We start from the raw sequence: 20617 nt of genomic DNA, 5'->3' as shown, positions 1-20617 counted from the left end.
GTCAGCCACCCATCGTCTGCAGGACGCTGCACGCACCACACGCTGCGCACCCGGCCTTCTGGTCGGTCCCCAGCATCTCCGCGTCCACCAGTGCCGCGGCCACCCGAGTGCTCACGTCCGTCAACAGCTCGGCGGACGGCGCCCCGGCCCCGTCGACGTCCACCGCGAGGGTCCCCGGGTGTGGCCGGAACGGGACGACGAAGGGATAGACCCCCATCGCGATCAGCTCGGTGGCGCCGCGAACCACCTCGTCCGGGTCCTCGCCGAGCCCGACCAGCAGATACGTCGACACCTGGTTGCGTCCGAAGACACGCACCGCCTCCACCCATGCCGCGCGGTACTCGTCGAGCGAGACCGACGCCTTGCCCGGCATCCAGCGGCGCCGCACGTCCTCGTCCAGGGACTCGACGTGGATACCGATGGACCGTGCGCCGGCGTCGTACAACTCGGTGAGGGTCGCGAGATCACCGGGCGGTTCGCACTGCACCTGGATCGGCAGGTCGGGGAGCACGGCGCGCACCGCGCGGACGCAGCGTGCCAGGTGCAACGCCCCGCGATCTCGGCCCGCCGAGGTCCCGGTCGTCATGACCATCTGGGTGATGCCGTCGAGTCGCACCGCCGCCTCGGCCACGGCGGCGAGATCGGCGGGCTTCTTCACCGCCACGGTGGCGCCGCTGCGCAACGACTCCTCGATGGAGCAGAACCGACACCGTTGCGACTCGTCGTAGCGAATGCAGGTCTGGACCACGGTCGTGGCCAGCACCCCCTTGCCGTGGAGCTTGGCGAGCTTCTCGTAGGGCACACCGTCGTCGGTGGTGAGGTCGTAGAAGGCCGGCCGGGCGATGGCGGCGATGTCCAGTCCGATGTCGTCCCCGTCGAACAGCACCCGATCGCCGTCCAGGACGTAGGGGCTCGACGGATTGCGGGGCAGCGCTGCACCGAGTCCGTCGATGCTCACGTGGCCGTCGTCGCTCGGTCCCGCACCCGCGGTGCGGCGCACCGGTGGGGTCCCACGGATACCGAGCAGGGCCAGATCGACCCGGTGGTTCCTGGTCGAGCGGGAAGGCCGGAGGCCGGTCGGGGTCTGCAGTCGAACGTCGGACATCGCCGTCTCACCTCAGACCATGTACGTGGAGTTGATGATCGCGCCCTTGCGGGCGTAGTGGATCAACGCGTCCTGCACGTCCAGCGGGTGCGCGGGCACGACGCCCTCGATGAGGTCTTCCTCGCGGCCGCCGTGCAGCGCGAGCCCGAATCGGCAACAGAACACGGTGCCGCCCTCCGAGATGAACGTCGCGAGAGCGTCGTTGATGTTCTGCTCGCCGGGGAAACCGGAGTCTCCGGTGGTGGGGAAGCCGCGGGTCGCCAGGCAGTTGATGGCACCGGGACCGTAGAAGTACATCGCCGACTCGTAGCCCTTGCGCAGAGCGCGCGTCGCCTGCAGCACGGCGACGAAGCTCACCGACGACTCGTGGGCGATGCCGTGCACGAGGGTGAAGTACGACTCGCCGTCCTCCGCCTTGTAGTCCGGGAAGATCTTGGTTCCGCCGTAGATGTTGCTGCCCTTGGGGAGTGACGGGTGCGGGATCTCGGCGAGTGAGGCGGACATGTTTTCGAGGATGGTCTGATCGAACGCGGCCACGGGAACCTCCGGAAGATGAGTGAGCGAGTACTCGGGTGCGGAGACGTCCGTCCCGCTGACACCAGTACAGGCCCGCTCGATGTCCGGATGGTCACCCGCGGAACAACGCCCTGTTTCGTCCTGCTCACTCGCGTAACCCCGACGACACACCGCCGCGTTACCGTCGGAGTGTGGTCGACGCCTCGGGTGCCCGACGCCTCCTCGCACTCGCGCACGTCGCGTCGCGAGTCGAGGCGGGCCCACCCGTGCCGCCGGCGACGAGAGTGACCGTGCACTTCCATCCCGATCGGCTCGTGGCCGGCCGACCATTGCTCGAGGTGCTGATCGAGGAGAACCTGTACCGATCGCAGTTCGTCACCGGCACGAGCAACGGCGGGTTCGATCCTGCGCCCGGCGGTCGTCGCCACGCATGGGAGTCCCGGATGTTCGGTGGGGCGTACGACCACGGCCCGGCATCGGAGCGCCCGATCTACGGCTCGCTGAATCACCGCCTGGAGCCCGCGGGCGGATCGGTGCGCTTCGGCTCCTCCCACCTGGTGCTCCGCGGAGACGTGCTGCCCCGGACCACCTTCTGCTACCCCGATTCCGTCCACGAGCCGACAGCCTTCGGCACCGGTGAGCGCATGCCACTCGTCGAGACGGCACTCTCCCACCACGACGTCGACGTGCTCGACGACTACATCGAGGCCCATGTCCACGGACCGCTACGACTCGACACCGATGTCGAGGCACTCGTTCTCGACCCGTCGTTCCGCGGGACCGAGCTGGACGCGATCGTATGCCGGGCACCCGTTCCGGTGCGGTGGCACCACGGGTTCGAGCTGACATCGAGTCGGTTCGATCACTGCGCCGACTACCGCGGACCACACATCGCCGACCTCGCACGGTCCGTGGCGAGAGACGGGCGTCTCACCGCGTGCATCGTCGGTCAGGCCGCGAACACCGGTGAGCACGACGATCAGCACATCAAACAGCTCTGGCACTGCGTCGCGCGCTTCGGACACGACTGGTCCGACCGTCCGGGGGCCGCAACCTCACCTGCCGAGGGACGAATCGGACGGGGATAAACTGGGCTCACCATGCTCACACCCATCACGGTCGCCCTCTACGTGCTGCCACTCGTCGCCGCGGTCTGGGCACTGGTGAAGCTGATCCGCAATCAGGCGCTGCTCCTCGCGAACCGCGGTGACCGCGTGTTCTTCCGGTTCCTCGTCGGCATCGAGCTGCTCGTGCTCGCGCAGGCCGTGGTCGGTTTCGTCGCCCTGGCCACCACCGACCGCGATGTGCACACCGTCACCTTCGGCGCGTACCTCATCGGTCTCGCACTGCTGCTGCCCATCGGTGTGTGGTGGTCTCTCGGGGACCGCAGTCGCGGCGGCACCGCCGTCCTGATCGTCGTCACCCTCACCCTCGCGGTGATGGTGCTGCGTCTGAACCAGATCTGGGCCGGCCATGCCTGACACCGCACGCACGGACCTGCAGACGGCCACCCGGTCCGGCATCGGGCGCGTCCTCATCGCCCTCTACGCCCTGTTCTCCGTCGCCGCCGCGTCGCGCTCGGCGGTGCAGATCGGGACCCGGTTCGACGACGCACCGGTCGCGTACCTGCTGTCCGCGTTCGCCGCCCTGGTCTACATCGTCGGCACCGTGTGTCTCGCACGAGCCTCCGTGGTGTCGCGCCGCATCGCGACCATCTCCTGCGTCGTCGAGATAGTCGGTGTGCTCGCCGTCTCGATCGCCAGTTACGCCGTGCCGCAGGAGTTCCCGGAGCCCACGGTGTGGTCGCACTTCGGATCGGGCTACCTGTTCATCCCGGTGATCCTGCCGATCGCGGCGCTGTGGTGGCTGCGCCGGACGGACACCGGTAGGGCGGGGACCACACCCGTGGCGTGACTACCCCAGCTTCGCCAGGTTGGTCACACTCGTGCGCACGTCCGACTCCAGCACCTTTGCGACGACCCCGCCGATCGGGCCGGACAGCAACCCGCCGCGGAAGTTCGCGTCGAGGGTGAACTCCGATCCGGCGCCCTTCGGCGCGACGGACATCTTCAGATCGATCTTGATACCGCCCTTGCCTTTGCCGAGCAGCGCGATCTCGTAGGGCTTGTCGTACTCGGTGATCGTCCAGGTGATCACGTTGCGGAAACCCTTGACCTTGATCAGCGAGTCGATGGTGACGCCTTCCTTCAACGTGTCCGGCACGGGGCTGCGCCATCCACCGAAGATGGTCATCCACTCCTGGAAGCTGGACAGATCGGACGCCCTGGCCCACGCCTCGTCCGGTGTCATCGTCGAATCCACCGTCACGTTCACTCCGGCCACGCGGCCCTCGCTTCCTGCCTCGTCGGTCCCGCGCGCGGGTCCTGCCACCGAGCGTGGCACCGCCCTCGAACATACCCAGCTCGCGAAGCACGCAATCTATCCTGAACCCATGGCATCGCTGGAGGTCGCGGGGCGACAGATCGCCCTGACCAACGTCGACAAGGTGCTGTGGCCGGAGACGGGCACCACCAAGGGCGAGGTGATCGACTACTACGTCGACATCGCGCCCGCGATGCTCCCCCACCTTCTCGGACGCCCGGTCACGCGGAAGCGATGGCCGAACGGGGTCCAGGCAGGCTCGTTCTTCGAGAAGAACCTCGCCGCGTCGGCTCCGGACTGGCTCGATCGACGACGTCTGCACCACTCGGACCGCGTCGTGGTCTACCCCGTCTTCCACACCGCCGCCGATCTCGCGTGGCTGGGACAGCAGGCTGCGCTGGAAGCCCATGTGCCGCAATGGACTTTCGACGGCGACGAGCAGGGCAAAGCCACCCGCATCGTCTTCGATCTCGATCCGGGCGAGGGCGTCGACCTCGACACCTGCGCGACCGTGGCCTGTGAGGTACGAGCGATGATCACCGACATCGGGCTCACCGCCCACCCCCTCACCAGTGGTAGCAAAGGCATACACCTGTACGTCCCGCTGGAGAAGCCGGTCTCGTCGTCCGGTGCCTCGACCGTCGCGAAACGCGTTGCGACGCTTCTCGAGGAGAAGATGCCCGATCTGGTCACCGCATCGATGTCGAAGGCTCTGCGGCCCGGGAAGATCTTCCTGGACTGGAGTCAGAACAACGGCAAGAAGACCACCATCGCGCCGTACTCGCTGCGCGGACGCGACCGCCCTACCGTCGCGGCTCCGCGGACGTGGGACGAGCTCTCCGGCGGCGGTCTCGCCCAACTGAGCTTCGAGGAGGTGCTCGCTCGCTTCCACCGGGACGGCGATCTGCTCGCCGGCCTCGATCCGGAGCCGGAGGCGTCGACGATCACCGACAGCCTCGGTCCGTACCGCGGCAAGCGGACTGCCTCGCGCACACCGGAACCCGTCCCGACGACATCGACGACTCGGGAATCCGCGGACCCGATCTTCGTCATCCAGGAACACCACGCACGTCGACTCCACTACGACTTCCGACTCGAGCGCGACGGCGTGCTGGTCTCGTGGGCGGTCCCGAAGAATCTGCCGACGGACGAGAAGAAGAACCATCTCGCCGTGCACACCGAGGACCATCCGATGGACTACGCATCCTTCGAGGGGACCATCCCGCAGGGCGAGTACGGCGGCGGCGAGGTGAGCGTCTGGGATCACGGCACCTTCATCACCGAGAAGTGGCGGGACGACGAGGTCATCGTCGAACTCGCGGGTGAGCGCGTCGCGGGCCGGTACGCACTGATCCGGACCGACCGGGACCAGTGGCTCGTGCACCGGATGACATCGCGCCCCCAGCCGACACGCACGGAACTGCCCCAGCACCTGCGGCCGATGCTGGCGTCCGCCGGAACGCTGTCCGGACTCGAAGCCGACGAGTGGTCGTTCGAGGGGAAGTGGGACGGCGTCCGCATCGTCGCGACCCTCGACCACGGGGACGTCGTGCTCGAGAGTCGGACCGGACAGGACCTCACGCGCCGCTACGCGGGGATCACGGCGCTCGCCGCGGATCTGTCCGACCATGCGGTCGTACTGGACGGTGAGGCCGTGGTCTACCGCGCGGACGGAGTCACCAGCTTCCAGGCACTGCAGGACGCGCATCCCGACGACGTGCAGTTCATCTGCTTCGACATCCTCCACCTCGACGGCACGGATCTGACGGGCAAGAAGTTCACCGACCGGCGCAAGATCCTCGAACTGCTCCTGACCGGCCTCGAGACGGCGACCGTCTCGCCGCTCCTGCCCGGCACAGCGGCGGGAGCACTGTCCGAGAGCGAACGCCGCGGGTGGGAGGGCATCGTCGCGAAGCGGCGGGACTCGACCTACGAGGTGGGCCGACGCAGCACCTCGTGGATCAAGGTGAAGAACTGGCGGACGCAGGAGGTGGTCATCGGCGGATGGCGCGCCGGCAAGGGTTCCCGCACCGGGAGCATCGGGTCGCTCCTGCTCGGCATCCCGTCGGAGAACGGACTGCACTACGTCGGGCGCGTCGGCACCGGGTTCACCGAGCGCCAGCGCGCGGACCTGCTGACACTGCTGCGCCCCAGCGTCGTCGACGAGTCACCGTTCGACGAACCTCTCCCCACCGCCGACCGCCGCGATGCGACGTGGGTGGCCCCCACCGTCGTCGGCGAGGTGCGGTTCTTCGAGTGGACGGACGGCGGCTCGTTGCGCCATCCGAGCTGGCGGGGCCTGCGTGAGGACAAGACCGTCGAGGACGTTCACCGCGAGGACTGAGCGCTCCCACTCGAGTGGGCAAAGTTTGGACCTTACACAAGAACCCTCGAATACGGTTGTCGCCGTCGTGTCGCTTGCTTACGGTTCGATCACGGGGCCGGGGCGCCGTTTCCCGAGTGGAACCGTGCGCTCGGGCAGTGTTCAATGTGGCTGTCGTTCGATAACCGCACAGTCGGTTCGTAGGAGTGTTCCAGTGAGATCCATTCGTCGCCTCGTGCTCGCCGCGGTCACCGCAGCCGTCGTCGCTGCCGCCCTTCCGGGGACCGCAGCCGCAGACGCCCAGTACCCGACCCCCAATGCCGACCCGTTCTACTCCGTGCCGGGCGACATCGCCGGGCTCGCACCGGGCACGATTCTCGCCAGCCGTCCGATGCCCAACCCGCCCAACTTCATCGGCGTGTCGACGTGGCAACTGGCGTTCCGCAGCACCGGCAGCGAGGGCAACCCCATCGTCGGTGTCACCACCGTCTTCGTCCCACTGGGGAAGGCGCCCGACGGCCCGCTGCTCTCCTACCAGCAGATCGTCAATGCTCTCGGCCTGAAGTGCGCGCCCTCGCAGGCGTTGTGGTCGACCGACCCGAACGTCGTCATCCGCGACGCCGCCGCCTTGAACGCGGTGTTCACCCGCGGCTGGTCGGTCTCGATGCCGGACCACCTCGGCCCCAACAGTGCCTACGGTGCCGCCAAGCTGGGCGGTCAGATCACGCTGGACGGTATCCGCGCTGCCAAGAACTTCGATCCGCTGCAGCTGCGCAACAGCCCCGTCGGCATGGGCGGCTACTCCGGCGGCGGCATGGCCACCGCCTGGGCAGCCGCGTTGGCACCCTCGTACGCACCCGAGTTGAACATCGTGGGCAGCGCCCAGGGTGGCGTTCCGATGAACCTGTTGAAGATGGCCTACATGCTCGGCGAGAACACACCGCACCCCGTGTTCGGGCTGGCACTGGCCGCGGCGATCGGTCTCGGTCGCGAGTACCCGGACCGGATGCCCGTGTCGCAGAACCTGACTCCCCAGGGCACGTCGATGATGAATCAGATCGCCGACTCCTGCACCAACGACATCCTGGCCGTGGGCGCCAACCACAGCGCCGCAGAGATCACCGCGAACAAGTCGGTGTTCGCAGATCCGCAGGGCCGTGCCGTCGTGGAAGAGAACAGTGTCGAGCTCTACCCCGGCGTTCCGCGCGCACCGATCTTCGAGTGGCACAGCCCGACCGACGGGCTCATCCCCGTCGACGCCATCGACAGCACCACCGCCCGGTACTGCAGCGCCGGCGCTCGAGTGCAGACGCTGCTCACCCCGACACCCGACCACCTCAGTGGCGCGTTGCTCGGGCTGCCGTCCGCACTGCAGTGGCTGAACGATCGCTTCGCCGGCCTGCCTGCACCCAGCACCTGCTGATCGCGGAGGGTCAGGCGCGGACCGGTTCGTCGAACTGCGTGCGGTAGAGCTCGGAGTAACGACCCGAGTTCGCCAGCAGTTCGGTGTGCGTACCGCGCTCGACGACGCGGCCGTTCTCGATGACCAGGATGAGATCGGCCGCCCGGATGGTGGAGAGCCGGTGCGCGATGACGATGGACGTCCGTCCCTCCAGTGCCTCGGCGAGTGCCTCCTGCACCGCGGCCTCGGAAGTGGAGTCCAGTGACGCGGTGGCCTCGTCCAACACGACGACGGTGGGACGCGCCAGCAGCAGGCGAGCGATGGTGACGCGTTGACGCTCACCACCGGAGAAGCGATAGCCGCGCTCGCCGACCACGGTGTCCAGGCCGTCCGGCAGCGACAGCACCAACTCCTCGAGACGCGCACGCCGCAGCGCGGACCAGATCTCCTCCTCCGTCGCATCCGGGTGCGCCAGGGTGAGATTGGAGCGCAACGTCTCGTGGAACAGGTGGCCGTCCTGCGTCACCATGCCGACGGTGCGCCGGATCGATTCGGCCGTCAGATCCCGCACGTCGACGTCACCGATGCGCACGGCACCGGAATCCACGTCGTACAGCCGCGAGACGAGCTGCGCGATGGTCGACTTTCCTGCACCGGACGAGCCGACCAGGGCCACCATGTGTCCGGGCTCGGCGCGGAAGGACACCCCGTGGAGCACCTCCTCGCCGCCGCGAGCATCCAGGACGGACACGTCCTCCAGAGACGCCAGTGACACCTTGTCGGCCGACGGATAGGCGAAGCGGACGTCGTCGAACTCGACGGTGACCGGGCCCTCCGGAACCGCCCGGGCGTCGGGTTTGTCGGTGATGAGCGGATCGAGGTCGAGGATCTCGAAGACCCGCTCGAAGCTCACCACGGCGCTCATGATGTCGACGCGGGCGCTCGCCAGTGCGGTGAGCGGCGCGTACAGCCTGGTCAGAAGCAGCGCGAGAGTCACGACCGACCCTGCGTCGAGCTGCCCCCGCAGCGCGTAGAAGCCACCGAGGCCGTAGACGAGCGCGAGTGCCAGCGCGGACACGAGGGTCAGCGCCGTCACGAAGACGGTCTGGACCATGGCCGACCGCACGCCGATGTCGCGGACGCGGCCCGCCCGCAGCGCGAACTCGGCCGACTCGTGGTCCGGGCGTCCGAACAGCTTGATCAGTGTCGCGCCGGGAGCGGAGAAACGCTCCGTCATCTGCGTCGACATGGCCGCGTTGTGCGCGGCGGCCTCACGCTGCAGACGGGCGAGCCGAGTGCCCATCCTGCGGGCCGGGAGCACGAAGATCGGCAACAGCAACAGTGCCAGCAGGGTGATCTGCCAGGAGATCCCGAGCATGACGACGAGGGTGAGCAGCAGCGTCACGAGGTTGCTGACGACACCCGACAGCGTGCCGCTGAAGGCGCGCTGCGCCCCGATGACGTCGTTGTTCAGCCGCGAGACCAGGGCACCGGTGCGCGTGCGTGTGAAGAAGGCGATGGGCATCTTCTGCACGTGGTCGAACACGCGAGTACGAAGGTCGAGGATGAGGTTCTCGCCGATCCGCGCCGAGAGCCACCGGTTCATCAGCCCCGTACCGGCATCGAGCAACGCCACGATCGCGATGATGACGGCCAGCACGAGGACCGTCCCGTACGCGCGGCCCTGCACGATCGCGTCCACGACACGGCCGGCCAGCACGGGCGTCGCAACGGCCAGGACCGCCGCGACGACGCTGAGGATCAGGAACCCGACGAGCAGGGAGCGCAGGGGTCGCGCGAACACCATGATCCGCCGCACGGTCACCCGGGAGAACGGTCGGTGATCGTCGCCGTTGGTGTGCATCGATCGGTACATCTGGTTCCACGCGGTCATTTCCATACTCATGTGGAACCTCCTGTTACTCGTCACGATCTCTGCACACCCACGGCGCGGCCCGTTCACCTGCACTGAGGGCAACCCCCGCGCTGCCCCGCTCATTCCGTGGTCAGGCCGCGGCGACCTGCTCCCGTGCAGGTTCGAGAGCCTGCGCGACGATATCGGCGACGTCCGACATGGGCCGGACGTCGACGGCAGCCCGTACCTCGGCCGGCACGTCGTCGAGATCGGGCTCGTTCCGCGCGGGAACGAACACGGTGGTGAGTCCGGCGCGCTGAGCGGCGAGCAATTTCTGCTTCACCCCACCGATCGGGAGTACCCGACCGTTCAGGGAGACCTCGCCCGTCATGCCGACGTCGGACCGCACGGGACGGCCCGTCGCCATCGACACCAGCGCGGTGACCATCGTGACGCCCGCGGACGGGCCGTCCTTCGGTACGGCGCCTGCCGGCACGTGGATGTGGATCGCCTTGTCCAGCGCCGTGGGGTCCACCCCGAGTTCCGCCGCGTGCGACCGCACGTAGGAGAGCGCGATCTGCGCCGACTCCTTCATGACATCGCCGAGCTGACCGGTGAGGGCGAGGCCGGCGGTGTCACCCGTCGAGCTCGCCTCGATGAACAGGACGTCGCCGCCCAGACCGGTCACGGCCAGGCCCGTCGCGACACCGGGGACCTCGGTGCGTTCGTGTGCCTCGGGGGTGAAGCGGGGCCGTCCGAGGTAGGTGACCAGATCGGGCTCGTCCACCGTGATGGGCCGCTCGTCTTGCGCCAGCACGGTCGCCACCTTGCGCAACGCCTTCGCCAGCAGTCGCTCGAACTGACGGACACCGGGCTCACGGGTGTAGTCGGCGGCGATCGTGCGGAGTGCAGCGTCCGTGACGGTCACCTCGGCATCGGTCAGTGCAGCGCGGTCGACCTGCCGCGGGAGCAGGTGGTTCCGTGCGATGACGACCTTGTCGTCCTCGGTGTAGCCGTCGATGGTCACCAGTTCCATACGGTCCAGCAGCGCTGTCGGAATCTGGTCGATCACGTTGGCGGTCGCCAGGAACACCACGTCCGACAGGTCGAGATCGAGGTCCAGGTAATGGTCACGGAACGTGTGATTCTGAGCCGGATCGAGGACCTCGAGCAGCGCCGCCGCGGGGTCACCGCGGAAGTCCGATCCGATCTTGTCGATCTCGTCCAGCAGGACGACGGGATTCATCGAGCCTGCCTCGGCGATCGCACGCACGATCCGGCCCGGCAGGGCTCCGACGTACGTACGCCGGTGTCCGCGAATCTCGGCCTCGTCGCGCACGCCACCGAGGGCGACGCGAACGAACTTGCGGCCCAAAGCCTTCGCCACCGACTCGCCCAGCGAGGTCTTGCCGACGCCGGGAGGACCGGCCAGCACCATGACGGCACCGGATCCACGTCCGCCCACCACCGTCAGACCGCGTGAAGCGCGCCTCGACCGGACGGCCAGGTACTCGGTGATGCGGTCCTTCACGTCGTCGAGTCCGTGGTGGTCGGCATCGAGAACGGCGCGCGCTGCCACGATGTCCGTGCTGTCGTCGGTCGTCACCGTCCACGGCAATTCCAGGACCGTGTCCAACCACGTTCGGATCCAACCACTCTCGGGACTCTGATCGCTCGAGCGCTCCAGCCGGCCCACCTCGCGCAGCGCCGCCTCACGAACCGAGTCGGGCAGGTCTGCGGATTCGACGCGTCCGCGGTAGTCGTCGGCACCGTCGGGTTCGCCCTCGCCCAGCTCCTTGCGGATGGCGGCGAGTTGCTGGCGCAGCAGGAATTCCTTCTGAGTCTTCTCCATGCCGTCGCGGACGTCGCCGGCGATCTTGTCGGTCACCTCGATCTCGGCGAGGTGGTCGGTGATCCAGCCGGTGAGAACGGTGAGTCGGGTCGCCACGTCGGGGGTCTCGAGCAACTGCCGCTTCTGGACGTCGGTGAGCCACGACGCGTAACCGGCGGTGTCGGCCAGCGCAGACGGATCCGTCATCCGGTTCACGGTGTCGATCACCTGCCAGGCGTCGCGACGCTGCAGCATCGCGAGGACCAGCTTCTTGTAGTCGGCCGCCTGCGCGCGCACCTCCTCGGTGGGCTCGGGTTCCGACACGAGCTCGGCCTCCACCCAGAGGGCCGCGCCGGGGCCGCTCACGCCGGACCCGATGTGCGCACGCTTCTCCGCCTTCAGCACCGCAGCCGGCTCACCGGTCGCGAGACGGCCGACCTGCACGATCGTCGCCACGACACCGTAGGCGGGGTAGCGGTCGTCCAGTCGTGGGGCGATCAGCAGAGTGCCGTCGGCGCTGGTCCGCGCGGCGTCGACCGCAGCGCGGGCAGCGTCGTCCAGTTCGACCGGCACGACCATGCCGGGCAGGACGACGGGGTCGGTCAGGAACAGAACGGGCAAGCGAGTCGATTCGCTCATGGGGTCCTCCAAGGTTGCGCGTGATCAGCTCAACTTGGCGGTGGGCCCCGGTGTTCCCGCAGATGAGGGCGTTCGCTGGAGGCGGACATGGCGGGCCCGAGAGTGGTTCCCGCAGGCGTTCCATGCTCCCGCAGCGGCTGCAACCACTACGGCGAGGCGGAACACCCGCGGGAACGGTCAGCCGGCGGCGCTCACTCGCTCAGCGTCACGTCCACGCCGGTGACGGTCTTGAGGAACGGGCAGATCGACCGTGCCTGCTCGAGCACGTCGCCCGGGTTGTCGACGCCCGGCAGTGTCACGCCGAGGCGGTAGGCCGCGTCGTAGCCCGCGCCGTCCGCGGAGGACAACGTCACCTGTCCCTCCACCGATGCACCCTCGAGGGATCCACCCGCGGTACCGACTGCGATGCGCAGCGACTCGAGCAGGCACGAGCTCAGCGCAGCGGCCATCAACTGTTCGGGGTTGGTCGCCCCACCCGGACCCCCGAGGTCGGAGGGCTCGTGGACATCGAGGGAGAGCACGTCGTCGCTCGAGGAGATCGATCCGTCGGTGGCGGTGACAGTGGCGGTGTACAGGTCTTGACTCATGCCTGCCGGGTGTCCGCGAACCGCTGTCCGCAAACCACCGAGGTCAGGAGTGCTCGGCGAGGAAGCCGAGCACCTCGTCCTCGAACTTCCGCGGCTCGTCGAGAAACAGTGCGTGACTGCTGTTCTCGAACACGACGGTGCGCGCGCCGGGAATCGTGTCACCCACGTACTGTGCCGCTTCCCACGGAAACGCCTTGTCGTGCTTGCCCACCATGACCAGCGACGGCAGCTCGAGTGCCGGCAGCAGATCGCGCCAGTCGTGATGGGTGTGGTCCGCCATCACCGCGTTGCGCGCCTCCGAGGAGATCTTCGTCATCTCCGCGAGGAGGACCTCGACACGCTCTGCGGGGAGGTCGGTGGCGGTGATCTCGTCGAGCTGTTCGCGGTCGAAGTTCTCGCGGTCGTACGTCACACGGCCCTGCACCGCGGCCAGCGACGCGTCGTCGAAGATGCTGGTGTGCGCCAGGGTCCACTCGGGCGTCCGGTACTGGCGAGGAGTCTGCGCGACGTAGATCGCCTGCGCCAGCATGTCGGTGCCGAACAGCTCCTGGTAGCTCCAGATCACGGGACAACCCAGTGACCACCCCAGAACGGTGACGTCCGTCAGCTCCAGCCCCACGAGCAGATCGCGGAGGTCCTTGGCCAACCTCGACACCCGGTAACCGTGGCCCGGGTCCTCGGAATCACCGTGTGCGCGCAGATCGACGGTGATCACACGGGCATGCTCGGCGAGCCGATCGACACTGCCGTCGAAGAAGCGGCCGCTGAATCCCCACCCGTGCAGCATCACGAGCGGCTGTCCCGTTCCCTGGTCGGTGTAGTGCAGGACTGTGCCGTCGCTGACGGTCCACGTACTCATCCTGCTGAGATACCCCACCGGACACCTGCGGTAACGGTGCGATCACGCACCCACGCCGAAGGTGCCGTCCGGCGCTACAGTGCGAGACACCAGCCGAGTCGCCCGTCAGGAGAGACCAGTGAGCGGTCCCACGCCCGAGTACGGCCAGCAGCCCGAGTACGGCGGGCAACCGCCGTACGGTCAGCAGCCTCAGTACGGTCAGCAGCCTCAGTACGGTCAGCAGCCCGGTTCCGGCGGGCAGTACCCACCACCCGGCGGCTACGACGGCGGCTACGGCCAGCCCCCGGTCAGCCCGAAGAACGGCGTGGGAATCGCGGCGCTGATTCTCGGCATCCTGTCGATCCTGGCCTTCTGGACCTTCGGATTCGGCATCTTCCTGGGCATCATCGCCGTGGTGCTCGGCGTGCTCGGCCGCGGCCGAGTCAAGCGCCGCGAAGCCACGAACGGCGGCGTCGCCACGACGGGGCTGGTGCTGGGTGTCCTCGGCATCATCGGTGGCGCGGTGTTCATCGCCCTGACCGTGTGGGTGTTCAACGAGGTGGGAGTCGGCGACCTCGCGACCTGCCTCAGCGACGCCGGTGGCGACGCGACACGGGTCGAGCAGTGCCAGCAGCAGTTCACCGACAATCTGGAGAACCAGTTCTCGGTGACCCTGACGCCCGCTCCGACGCCGTGACAGGTGCGGAAGGGTTGACCGCGCGGTCGATCGGGCACACCGGTGCTCATGAGTGATTCCGTGAACGAGCCCGTCGACACCGCATCCATCGACCCGCGCGAGGAGTCCAAGGGCACGGGTGCGGACACTGCACAGAGTCCGGACGAGCGCGACGAGGCCGTGCGCGAGTTCGACAACCATGCCGAGGCCGAGCCGGCGCCGACCCTCGATCGGAGTGAGGCCGCCGTGGACGAGGGCAAGGATCTGCCCGCCCCGAGTCCGCGCGACGTGACCGCCGGCGACAAGGACGACAAGCAGACCGCTCGCCAGGAATGAGCCTCTGCTCTAGAAGAGCGTGACGGGTTCCTGTGCGCCGACCGGCTCGCACGGCGTCAGCGAACCGTCTCGGATCCCGCGCGCAGCGATTCCTGCCAGCTCGTCCGCCATCTCGTTGAACTGGTTGCCCACGTGTCCGCGGACCCAGCGGAACCGCACCGGACCCTCGCGCTCGGTGATGGCACGGTCGATCGCGCGGACCAGTTCCAGATTGCGCACCGGCCCACCCGTGGACGTGCGCCAGCCCTTGCGCTTCCACCCGGCGAGCCACTCCGACGCACACTTGATGGCGTACTGACTGTCCGACTCGATGAGCATCGGCTCCGGACCCGGATGCGCGGCCACGGCCTCGTACAACGCCCTGAGCTCGGCGATCTGATTCGTGCCGGACGCTTCTCCGCCGGAGGCGGACGGGCCGGTGTGGTCGACCCAGGCCCAGCCGATGGCCCCGCCGGGGTTCTTCAGGCACGAACCGTCGGTACTCACGATGATCACCCTCGAGACAGTACGGCCGAGGACCGACAATTCCGTGGTCCCGCGCCGAGCGCACACCCTGTCCACGGCTCGGCCTACTCTCGAACGTGAACCATCAGCCCAGACTTCGATCTGGACCGACACAGGGAGACGCCACGTGACCTCGCCGACCGACGATCGATCCGCCACCGAGATCCCGGAGAACTTCCGCGCCCTGGTCGCCCGGCAGACCGACGACGGTGTGGATCTGACGTCCGAGACGGTCGACCTGTCGTTCCTGCCGGAGGGCGAGGTGGTCGTCCGCGTCGAGTACTCGGGCGCCAACTACAAGGACGCCCTGGCCGTCACCCCGAAGGGCGGAGTGGTGCGGGAGTACCCCATCGTCCCCGGCATCGACCTCGCCGGTGTGGTGGTCTCCTCGACGTACGACGGGGTGTCGGTCGGTGACCGCGTCGTGGCACACGGCTACGAGATCGGCACCGGACGTCACGGCGGCTACGCCGAGTACGCGCGCGTTCCGGCCGAGTGGGTCGTACCGCTCGCGGACGGACTGTCGACGGCCGACGCCGCCACCATCGGCACCGCGGGCTTCACCGCCGCACTCAGCGTGCAGGCCCTGCTGGCGCGTGGCCTCACCCCGTCCGACGGTCCGGTACTGGTCACCGGAGCGAGCGGCGGGGTCGGCAGTGTCAGCGTGGACCTGTTGTCGCAGGCCGGGTTCGAGGTGGTCGCCTCCACCGGCAAGGAGTCGGCACACGACCTGCTGACCACACTCGGCGCGTCCTCGATCATCGGCCGCCTCCCCGAGGACCCCGACGCGGCGCCGCGTCCCCTCGGGAAGGCGCAGTGGGCCGCCGCGGTCGACTGTGTCGGCGGCAAGACCCTCGCGCACGTACTCAGCACCACGAGGTACGGCGGCGCGGTCGCCGCCAGCGGGCTCACCGGGGGAGCCGGGCTCTCGACCACGGTGTTGCCCTTCATTCTCCGGGGAGTGGCCCTGCTGGGCATCGACTCGGTGCAGTTGCCCATCGAGGCCCGACGCACCCTGTGGAACGACCTGGCCGGTTCCCTGCGCCCGAGTCGGCTCGCCGAGGTCACCACCGAGGTGACTCTCGACGAGGTGGCGGGAGTGCTCGACTCCCTGCGCGACGGGGCCACCATCGGTCGCACCCTCGTCCGTGTCGGCTAGCTCGTTTCCCGTGCTCGACCCCGGACACACTTCCCGCGGCGGCGCGGTGGAGATCACGCTCACCTCGGATCGCCCACTCGCCCTGCGGTATTCGTTGTCGCCACACCGCCGCGGAGCGGGCGATCCCGCCCATCGGGTGGAGGCCGACGGATCCATCTGGCGCACCTCACGGTTTCGCACGGGGCCGGTGACGTATCGCCTGCGCCAGGTGGACCGGTTCGAGGTGACCTGCGAGGCCTGGGGCGCCGGCTCCGCGGAGTTCCTCGACTCTCTTCCGGGGCTCGTGGGCATGGACGACGACGCCGACGGATTCGCGCCCGAGCACCGCATCCTCGCGGAGGCGCATCGTCGATTTCCCCACCTGCGTATCGGCCGCACCGGGCAGGTCATGGAGGCGCTGGTCCCGGCCGTTCTGGAGCAGAAGGTGCACGGGGTCGCTGCCTTCGCGGCATGGCGCTACCTGCTCTCGAAGTTCGGCGAGCCGGCACCGGGACCGGCGCCCGCGGGGATGCGGGTACCGCCGCCCGCCGAGGTCTGGCGGCGGGTGCCGTCCTGGGAGTTCCACCGGGCGAACGTGGATCCGAAGCGCTCCAAGACGATCGTGCGGAGCGCCGCCCTGGCCGACAAGCTCGAACCGATCGTGTCCATGACGAGGGAGGATGCCGAGCGCCGGTTGCGCCACGTTCCCGGAATCGGCGTGTGGACCGCGGCCGAGGTGATGCAACGGGCGCTGGGAGATGCGGACGCTCTGTCCGTCGGCGACTACCACCTGGCGTCGGTGATCGGATGGACGTTGACGGGGGCACCGATGACGGACGACGAGATGCTCGAGTACCTGGCGCCGATCCGGCCGCACCGCTATCGCGCGGTACGTCTGCTCGAGGTCAGCGGAACGGCCCTGCGCCCGAAGTTCGGTCCGCGCACCGTGGTCACCGACCACCGCCATCACTGACGGACGCTGCGAGGTGTGTGCACACAGGTACTGGTGAGCCCACACGATCTCCCGCACGCAGGAGCGGGTGTTCGGTTCACGCAGGCTGTGTCCACGCGGCTGCGGGAACAACCGGGGTACAGTTGAAGTTGAAGCTTCAAGCTAGCGACAACGCCTCGATCCGAAGGGACCTCTCATGGCCATCTCCCGTCTGAACCACGCCGTGCTCTACGTGCGCGACGCCCAGCGCAGCGCACGCTTCTACTCGGACGTGCTCGGTTTCCGCGTCGTGATGTCCATGGGCGATCGCGCCGTGTTCGTGCAGGCGCCGGACAGCACGAACGACCACGACCTCGGCCTGTTCTCCGTCGGCGACGGAGCGGGCGCGTCCCCGGCCGGCCGCAGCACCGTCGGGCTCTACCACCTGGCCTGGGAGGTGCAGACGCTGTCCGATCTCGTCGACCTGCGGGAGAAGCTGGCCACCGCGGGCGCACTGGTCGGCGCATCCGATCACTCGACGTCCAAGAGTCTCTACGGCCAGGATCCCGACGGCATCGAGTTCGAGATCGCCTGGCTCGTGCCCGCGGACCGCATCGACGACGCCGTCCTCCACGGTCGTTCCAGCATCGCTCCGCTGGACCTCGACGCGGAGATCGCTCGTTACGGCGCCGACACCACGGGCGGCATCGGCGTCAGCACGGCGGCGCTGTCCTGACGGACGCCTCTCACCCGGTGCCGGGCGGAAATAGCGACGGCTCACAGGTGTTGCACCGAACATGACTCGTATCGGAACCTCGGACCTGGACGTCTTCCCGCTCGCACTCGGTGCCAACACCTTCGGATGGACGAGCGACGAGCCGGACTCGCACCGCATCATCGAGGCCTTCCTCGGAGCCGGTGGTTCGCTGATCGACACCGCGGACTCGTACTCCGCCTTCGCCCCCGGTAACTCGGGCGGCGAGTCGGAGACGGTGATCGGGAACTGGTTCACCTCGACGGGCCGGCGCGACGACGTCGTCCTGGCCACCAAGGTGAGCCAGCACCCCCAGTTCAAGGGTCTGGCCGCGGGCACGGTCGCTGCTGCGGCCGACGCGTCGTTGCAGCGCCTGCAGACCGATCGCATCGACCTCTACTACGCACACTTCGATGACGCGGACACCCCGCTCGAGGAGACGGTGGCCGCCTTCGACGCACTCGTGAAGGCCGGCAAGGTGCGGTATGTAGGCATCTCCAACTACACGGCGGAGCGCGCGCGGCAGTGGATCGACATCGCACAGCGCGAGGGGTTCGACGCACCCGTGGCGCTGCAGCCGCACTACAACCTGGTGCATCGCCGCAGCTACGAGCCGGAGCTGATGGAGGTCGCCGAGAAGAATCTGTTGGGCGTCTTCCCGTACTTCGCGCTCGCCTCGGGCTTCCTGACGGGCAAGTACCGCACGCGCGAGGACATCGAGGGCACACCCCGTGCAGCGATGACGTCCGGCTACTTCAGTGACGCCGGCCTCGAGGTCGTCGGGGCGCTCGCCGACATCGCGGACGCTCACGGCTCCGCGATCCCCACCGTGGCACTGGCGTGGCTGCTCTCCCGCAACGGCATCGTGGCACCCATCGCCAGCGCGAGCCGTCTCGAACAGCTCGCGTCCCTGACGGACGCCCCGACGTTGTCGCTGACCGCCGACGAGCTCGACCGTCTGACCGCATTGTCGGACAAGGTCGGCGAGTAGCGTCGTCTCGGTGGTCACGCCGAGACGAGAGCGCAACCCCGAGGGCCGGCCACAGAACGGCCGGCCCCGCGACGGGCTCGGACGTCCCCTGCCCCGCGGAGCCGAGGGCGTCGAGCGCATTCCGGACGACGTCCAGCTCCCGCCGGTCGAGTCCCTGGTCCGTGCCCAGCAACTCCTCGACGACGGCATGCCCTTCCACGCGCACGAGATCCTCGAAGGCACGTGGAAGATCAGTACGCCAGGGGAACGTGCACTGTGGCAGGGCCTGGCCCAGCTCGCCGTCGGTCTCACCCACCTGCTGCGGGGGAATAGCGTGGGAGCCACCTCGCTGTTGACGCAGGGACGTGATCGCATCGGGACGTACGCCGACGCACCCCACGACATCGACATCGCGGGCCTGATGCGGTGGGCCGACCTTCTGGTGGCTGCGCTGGACCGCGGGGAGTCCCCCGTTCCGACAGTCCCGCACCTCACGCATCGCCGACAGTTCACCTGACCGTCACACGGATCGGGAACACATCGCGGCCGCACGGTGCTGCACCCCGGGTGACGACAGACTCCCGCACCACCTCGGCGACTCCCGGCATGGCAGTCGGTACCTCCGACCAGCCGGCCGCACCCTCCAGGCTTCGCACCATCCTGGTTCTCGGCGCCCTCGTCGCGCTGGGGCCGCTCACGATCGACGTGTACCTCCCGGCGCTGCCCGCGATCACCGAGGACCTCGGGTCCACGGATGCCGCGGTGCAGTTCACCCTCACCGGCACCCTCATCGGACTGGCCGTGGGACAGCTGGTGATCGGGCCGCTCTCGGACTCCCTGGGACGTCGACGGCCCCTCATCGCCGGAACGATGATCCACATCGTCGCGTCGCTCCTGTGCATGATCGCTCCGACCGTCGGCGTCCTGGGTGTGACCCGAGCCCTGCAGGGCTTCGGTGCCGCCGCCGCCATGGTCATCGCGATCGCCATCGTCCGCGACCTGTTCGACGGCAGGGCCGCCGCCACCGTGATGTCGCGTCTGGTCCTGGTCATGGGCGTCGCGCCGATCGTGGCACCCAGCCTCGGCAGCCTCGTCCTCATCCACGGGTCGTGGCGCGGCGTGTTCGCCGGGCTCGCGGTCGTGGGTGCCGCCCTCATGCTCGTGGCGATGTTCCTGCTGAAGGAGACGCTCCCCGAGGAGCGTCGTCGACCCAACGAGTTCCTGCCCGTCCTGCGCACCTACGGATCGTTGCTCGGCGACCGACGGTTCGTGGTTCTCGTTCTCGTGGCCGGCCTCGGTATGTCCGCGCTGTTCGCCTACATCTCCGGCAGCTCGTTCGTGCTGCAGGACGGCTACGGACTCGGCGAGCAGCAGTTCGCCCTGGTGTTCGGCATCGGCGCCGTCGCACTGATCAGCGCGTCGCAACTCAACGTCCTGGCGCTGCAGCGCTTCACCCCGCAGCGGATCGTCACCGTGGCACTGGTCGCGATGGCCGTGTCCGGCGCCGCCCTCATCATCACCACGACCACCGGATTCGGCGGCATCGTCGGATTCATGGTGCCCGTGCTGTTCGTGCTGGCGTCGGCAGGATTCGTCATGCCCAACTCCCCGGCGCTCGCCCTGTCACGCCACGGTGAGGCCGCCGGCACCGCCGCCGCTCTGCTGGGTGCCGCGCAGTTCGGCATCGGTGCGCTCATCGCGCCCCTGGTGGGCGTCCTCGGCAACGACGGCCCGGCCATGGCCATCGCGATGACCGGTGGCGCGACCATCGCGCTGCTCGCTCTCGCGAGCGTCCGGTCCGAGAATCCGGTACCCGCCGACGCGGTCTGA

The 20617-nt window shown here is 68.5% G+C and carries 21 protein-coding genes; 13 read left to right on the top strand and 8 right to left on the bottom strand.

What is annotated here, in order from left to right:
* Position 1: 1 nt before the first annotated feature.
* Entirely contained in the window at positions 2-1105 is a 1104-nt protein-coding gene (locus OG947_RS11960; protein ID WP_328811922.1) for an MSMEG_0568 family radical SAM protein, read from the bottom strand.
* A gap of 12 nt (positions 1106-1117) precedes the next feature.
* Positions 1118-1642 carry an MSMEG_0572/Sll0783 family nitrogen starvation response protein gene (locus OG947_RS11955; RefSeq protein WP_328811921.1) on the bottom strand — a complete coding sequence of 175 codons (525 nt, stop codon included), beginning with the start codon at positions 1640-1642 and terminating at the stop codon, positions 1118-1120.
* 170 nt (positions 1643-1812) lie between these two features.
* Between OG947_RS11955 and OG947_RS11950 the strand changes: the two genes are divergently transcribed.
* From OG947_RS11950 to OG947_RS11940, 3 genes are read left to right on the top strand one after another with little or no spacing between them, the layout of a single operon-like run.
* Entirely contained in the window at positions 1813-2709 is an 897-nt protein-coding gene (locus OG947_RS11950) for a DUF3626 domain-containing protein (RefSeq protein WP_328811920.1), read from the top strand.
* 12 nt (positions 2710-2721) lie between these two features.
* Positions 2722-3102, top strand: a complete 381-nt coding sequence (locus OG947_RS11945; protein ID WP_027506091.1) for a hypothetical protein — start codon at positions 2722-2724, stop codon at positions 3100-3102.
* Complete coding sequence (locus OG947_RS11940) at positions 3095-3535, top strand: hypothetical protein (RefSeq protein WP_222637914.1); 441 nt, start codon at positions 3095-3097, stop codon at positions 3533-3535. Before OG947_RS11945 ends, OG947_RS11940 begins: the two co-directional genes overlap by 8 nt.
* On the opposite strand, the gene OG947_RS11935 is transcribed toward OG947_RS11940, so the two are convergent.
* Entirely contained in the window at positions 3536-3964 is a 429-nt protein-coding gene (locus OG947_RS11935) for a type II toxin-antitoxin system Rv0910 family toxin (RefSeq protein ID WP_056442173.1), read from the bottom strand.
* A gap of 109 nt (positions 3965-4073) precedes the next feature.
* Between OG947_RS11935 and OG947_RS11930 the strand changes: the two genes are divergently transcribed.
* A complete protein-coding gene (locus OG947_RS11930) occupies positions 4074-6347 on the top strand; it encodes an ATP-dependent DNA ligase (protein WP_328811919.1) in 2274 nt (757 codons plus the stop codon).
* Between the two features lie 193 nt (positions 6348-6540).
* Positions 6541-7749: a lipase family protein gene (locus OG947_RS11925; RefSeq protein ID WP_328811918.1), complete on the top strand. Its 1209-nt coding sequence runs from the start codon at positions 6541-6543 to the stop codon at positions 7747-7749.
* 10 nt (positions 7750-7759) lie between these two features.
* Here the strand turns inward: OG947_RS11925 and OG947_RS11920 are convergent, their stop codons facing one another.
* The 4 genes from OG947_RS11920 to OG947_RS11905 all read right to left on the bottom strand — a co-directional run bounded on the left by OG947_RS11920 (position 7760) and on the right by OG947_RS11905 (position 13499).
* The gene (locus tag OG947_RS11920) at positions 7760-9634 is read right to left on the bottom strand and encodes an ABC transporter ATP-binding protein (protein WP_328811917.1); all 1875 of its coding nucleotides are present in this window, start codon (positions 9632-9634) and stop codon (positions 7760-7762) included.
* A 100-nt stretch (positions 9635-9734) separates the two neighbouring features.
* Entirely contained in the window at positions 9735-12053 is a 2319-nt protein-coding gene (gene lon, locus OG947_RS11915) for an endopeptidase La (RefSeq protein WP_328811916.1), read from the bottom strand.
* A gap of 191 nt (positions 12054-12244) precedes the next feature.
* On the bottom strand, positions 12245-12640 hold the full coding sequence (locus OG947_RS11910) for an OsmC family protein (RefSeq protein WP_222632294.1): 396 nt from the start codon (positions 12638-12640) through the stop codon (positions 12245-12247).
* A 43-nt stretch (positions 12641-12683) separates the two neighbouring features.
* A complete protein-coding gene (locus OG947_RS11905) occupies positions 12684-13499 on the bottom strand; it encodes an alpha/beta fold hydrolase (protein ID WP_328811915.1) in 816 nt (271 codons plus the stop codon).
* A 118-nt stretch (positions 13500-13617) separates the two neighbouring features.
* On the opposite strand from OG947_RS11905, the gene OG947_RS11900 reads away from it, so the two are divergent.
* Both OG947_RS11900 and OG947_RS11895 read left to right on the top strand, forming a co-directional pair.
* The gene (locus tag OG947_RS11900; protein ID WP_235578862.1) at positions 13618-14175 is read left to right on the top strand and encodes a DUF4190 domain-containing protein; all 558 of its coding nucleotides are present in this window, start codon (positions 13618-13620) and stop codon (positions 14173-14175) included.
* A 48-nt stretch (positions 14176-14223) separates the two neighbouring features.
* Entirely contained in the window at positions 14224-14490 is a 267-nt protein-coding gene (locus OG947_RS11895) for a hypothetical protein (RefSeq protein WP_056695702.1), read from the top strand.
* A 9-nt stretch (positions 14491-14499) separates the two neighbouring features.
* On the opposite strand, the gene OG947_RS11890 is transcribed toward OG947_RS11895, so the two are convergent.
* On the bottom strand, positions 14500-14985 hold the full coding sequence (locus OG947_RS11890; protein WP_328811914.1) for a ribonuclease H family protein: 486 nt from the start codon (positions 14983-14985) through the stop codon (positions 14500-14502).
* Positions 14986-15121: 136 nt separating this feature from the next.
* On the opposite strand from OG947_RS11890, the gene OG947_RS11885 reads away from it, so the two are divergent.
* From OG947_RS11885 to OG947_RS11860, 6 genes are all read left to right on the top strand, one after another.
* Entirely contained in the window at positions 15122-16153 is a 1032-nt protein-coding gene (locus tag OG947_RS11885; RefSeq protein WP_328811913.1) for an oxidoreductase, read from the top strand.
* Positions 16143-17105, top strand: coding sequence for a DNA-3-methyladenine glycosylase family protein (locus tag OG947_RS11880; RefSeq protein ID WP_442973059.1), 963 nt, complete (start codon positions 16143-16145; stop codon positions 17103-17105). Before OG947_RS11885 ends, OG947_RS11880 begins: the two co-directional genes overlap by 11 nt.
* A 175-nt stretch (positions 17106-17280) precedes the next feature.
* A complete protein-coding gene (locus tag OG947_RS11875; RefSeq protein WP_027506079.1) occupies positions 17281-17799 on the top strand; it encodes a VOC family protein in 519 nt (172 codons plus the stop codon).
* Positions 17800-17860: 61 nt separating this feature from the next.
* On the top strand, positions 17861-18808 hold the full coding sequence (locus tag OG947_RS11870; RefSeq protein WP_328811912.1) for an aldo/keto reductase: 948 nt from the start codon (positions 17861-17863) through the stop codon (positions 18806-18808).
* 10 nt (positions 18809-18818) lie between these two features.
* Entirely contained in the window at positions 18819-19304 is a 486-nt protein-coding gene (locus tag OG947_RS11865; RefSeq protein ID WP_222632303.1) for a DUF309 domain-containing protein, read from the top strand.
* Between the two features lie 89 nt (positions 19305-19393).
* Positions 19394-20617 (top strand): multidrug effflux MFS transporter, encoded by a 1224-nt coding sequence (locus OG947_RS11860; RefSeq protein WP_328814012.1) that lies wholly within the window; start codon positions 19394-19396, stop codon positions 20615-20617.

It is taken from the genome of Rhodococcus sp. NBC_00297 (genome assembly GCF_036173065.1).
Classification (GTDB): Bacteria; Actinomycetota; Actinomycetes; order Mycobacteriales; family Mycobacteriaceae; genus Rhodococcoides.
This window is presented reverse-complemented; position numbering and strand designations above follow the sequence as displayed.

Coding starts and splice junctions, on each gene's coding strand:
- OG947_RS11870 (WP_328811912.1), top strand. CDS start 17,861: ATGACTCGTATCGGAACCTCGGACCTGGACGTCTTCCCGCTCGCACTC.
- OG947_RS11960 (WP_328811922.1), bottom strand. CDS start 1,105: ATGTCCGACGTTCGACTGCAGACCCCGACCGGCCTCCGGCCTTCCCGC.
- OG947_RS11905 (WP_328811915.1), bottom strand. CDS start 13,499: ATGAGTACGTGGACCGTCAGCGACGGCACAGTCCTGCACTACACCGAC.
- OG947_RS11910 (WP_222632294.1), bottom strand. CDS start 12,640: ATGAGTCAAGACCTGTACACCGCCACTGTCACCGCCACCGACGGATCG.
- lon (WP_328811916.1), bottom strand. CDS start 12,053: ATGAGCGAATCGACTCGCTTGCCCGTTCTGTTCCTGACCGACCCCGTC.
- OG947_RS11895 (WP_056695702.1), top strand. CDS start 14,224: ATGAGTGATTCCGTGAACGAGCCCGTCGACACCGCATCCATCGACCCG.
- OG947_RS11945 (WP_027506091.1), top strand. CDS start 2,722: ATGCTCACACCCATCACGGTCGCCCTCTACGTGCTGCCACTCGTCGCC.
- OG947_RS11875 (WP_027506079.1), top strand. CDS start 17,281: ATGGCCATCTCCCGTCTGAACCACGCCGTGCTCTACGTGCGCGACGCC.
- OG947_RS11940 (WP_222637914.1), top strand. CDS start 3,095: ATGCCTGACACCGCACGCACGGACCTGCAGACGGCCACCCGGTCCGGC.
- OG947_RS11860 (WP_328814012.1), top strand. CDS start 19,394: ATGGCAGTCGGTACCTCCGACCAGCCGGCCGCACCCTCCAGGCTTCGC.
- OG947_RS11930 (WP_328811919.1), top strand. CDS start 4,074: ATGGCATCGCTGGAGGTCGCGGGGCGACAGATCGCCCTGACCAACGTC.
- OG947_RS11920 (WP_328811917.1), bottom strand. CDS start 9,634: ATGAGTATGGAAATGACCGCGTGGAACCAGATGTACCGATCGATGCAC.